This is a genomic window from Micromonospora sp. NPDC002411 (assembly GCF_053592955.1).
The window spans coordinates 1-2,706 of sequence record NZ_JBSFBM010000549.1; the positions used below are offsets into that span (position 1 = coordinate 1).

Below are 2,706 nucleotides of genomic sequence, written 5' to 3' on the forward strand. Positions count from 1 at the left end.
TCGACCCACTGGCGCCAATCAACGCCAGAGAGACCGCCGTTACGGAGCGTTGGAAGACGACGAGCGTGTGGGCTCCACCCTGCTCGCTGCCGGCGCCCACGAAGGCGCTGCGGTCGGCGACCAGGGTGTCGATGTCGGCGCGGGACAGGCCGAGCCGCCCGTCGGCCGCCAACCTGTCGAACAGGTCGTTCTCCGGGGAGCCCTTCTCGCGCATCGCGAGGGCCACGGCGACCGCGTGCTCCTTGATCACCTCGTGGGCGACCTCCCGGCCCACGCCGCGCCGGACCGCCGCCACCAGGATCTTGGTGGTGGCCAGGAACGGCAGGAACCGCTCCAACTCCCGGTTGATCACCGCCGGGTACGCGCCGAACTCGTCGAGCACGGTGAGGAACGTCTGGAACAGCCCGTCGGCGGCGAAGAACGCGTCCGGCAGGGCCACCCGACGGACCGCCGAGCAGGAGACGTCCCCCTCGTTCCACTGGTCGCCGGCCAGCTCGCCGACCATCGACAGGTAGCCCCGGATGATCACCGCGAAGCCGTTCACCCGCTCCGACGAGCGCGTGTTCATCTTGTGCGGCATCGCGCTGGAGCCCACCTGGCCCGGCTTGAAGCCCTCGGTCGCCAACTCCTGGCCGACCATCAACCGGATCGTGGTGGCCAACGACGACGGCGCCGCGGCGGTCTGCGCCAGCGCGGCCAGCACGTCGAAGTCGAGCGAGCGCGGGTACACCTGCCCGACGCTGTCCAGCACCCGGGAGAAGCCCAGGTGTTCGGCCACCCGCCGCTCCAGCTCGGCCACCTTGTCGGCGTCCCCGTCGAAGAGGTCCAGCTGGTCGGCGGCCGTGCCGACCGGGCCCTTGATCCCCCGCAACGGGTACCGCGCGATCAACTCCTCCAGCCGCTCGTACGCGATCAGCAGCTCCTCGGCCGCCGACGCGAAGCGCTTGCCCAGCGTGGTGGCCTGCGCCGCCACGTTGTGCGAACGGCCGGTCATGACCAGCTCGGAGTGCTCGTACGCCAGGAAGGCGAGGCGGGCCAGGGTGGCCACCACGCGGTCCCGGATCAGCTCCAGCGAGGCACGCACCTGGAGCTGCTCGACATTCTCGGTCAGATCCCGGGAGGTCATGCCCTTGTGCACGTGCTCGTGCCCGGCGAGCGCGCTGAACTCCTCGATCCGGGCCTTCACGTCGTGCCGGGTGACCCGCTCCCGCTCCGCGATCGAGGCGAGGTCCACCTGGTCGAGCACCCGCTCGTACGCCTCGACCACGCCGTCTGGCACCGCGACACCCAGGTCACGCTGGGCGCGGAGCACGGCGAGCCAGAGCCGCCGCTCCATCCGGACCTTCTCCTCCGGAGACCAGAGGGCGACCAGTTCGGGCGAGGCGTACCGGTTGGCGAGCACGTTCGGGATCGTCGTCACGTACCTCATTGTCCCGCACCCGCTGGTCGGTGCCTGGACCGGGCCGGAACCCCGAGGCGGTCAGGAGCGGGTGAGCTCGTAGACGGTCACCGCGCCGGCGACCAGCCGAACCTGAGCCAGCCGGGCCAGCTCCGGCGACACCGCTCCCGCCCTGGCGTCGGCGAACAACCATCGGACTCCGTGCCGCGTACGGAGGCGGTCCAGGTCGGCGACGGTCGGCGCGGTGAACACACCGTCGTTGAGCGCGAGCAACTCCTGATCGGGAAAGTTCTGCCGGGCGTACCCCAGGTTGTCGACGCCGTGGGCGGCCACCACCGCGTCGGTGTAGCCCCAACTCTCGACCACTGTGCGGTGCCCGCCCAGCCCGGTCACCCAGAAAGCCCGGGCGTCGCAGTGCGGGGTGGTCCGCACCGGCCGGCAGTGGACGTTGGTGGCGACCACGTCGTCGTCGCCGGCGTGTTCGTCCAGCCACAGCGCCGCGCGCATCTCGTCGACGGTCAGCGCGTACGGCTGCGGTCCGGTGGCCGGCGGCCCCGGCTCGGTCAGCACCGAGCGAACCGTCCCGCCCAGCACGACGGCGGCGCTGGCACCGAGCAGCGCCGCGGTGACCCCGGCCAGGGCGATCGTCACCGTTCGCCGACGACCTGCTCCCGAAGCTGCCGGTGCCGAAACGCGACGCCGCCACAGGGCCGCCACTGCGATGGCGAGCGCGGCGGCAACCGCCACGAACAGCACGTACCGTACGGCCGAGAGACCCAGGACCCGCAACCACCCCTCGATCGTCGAGGTGGTGGGGGTGCCGGGCCGGCTGATCCTGGGCACGGCGAAACCCACCACCGTGCCGGCGGTGGCGAGCCCCGCCAACGCGCCGGCCACGGCGGGCACCACCAGCACCGGCCAGGGCGCCCGAGCCGCAGCGAGAGACCAGGTGGTCAGCACGACGCCGATCGGGATGACGCCCATCCAGAAGTAGATCTGACTGATCGACGGGTGCTGGAACACCCAGGTGGTGGCGGCCCCGGCGAGGACCGTGCCGGCGAGCAGCCAGACAGCCGGATCGGCCCGGTGCCCACGCTCGCGGAGCAGGCCCATGCCCACCCACCGTGGCGACTGACCCAGCACCCACCAGCCGACCACCGCGAACGCCAGCAGCCATCCGAGGACACCACCGTCGTTGATGCCCGGTGGCAGCGGTGCGCTCGGCCAGATCCCGTCACCCGGCCCGAGCGTCTCGGCGTACGGGGCGACGAAGTGCAGCAACGCCAACGCCTGCACGCGCAGGGTGG

Annotated in this window: 2 protein-coding genes; both read right to left on the reverse strand. The window is 71.9% G+C overall.

Annotated features, from left to right (window positions below; genetic code table 11):
• On the reverse strand, positions 1–1,420 hold a 1,420-nt coding region (gene purB / locus ACWCO3_RS33675), incomplete at its 3' end, for an adenylosuccinate lyase (RefSeq protein WP_450013986.1).
• Positions 1,421–1,480: 60 nt separating this feature from the next.
• Positions 1,481–2,706: hypothetical protein (locus tag ACWCO3_RS33680; RefSeq protein WP_450013988.1), on the reverse strand; the 1,226-nt coding region annotated here is incomplete at its 5' end.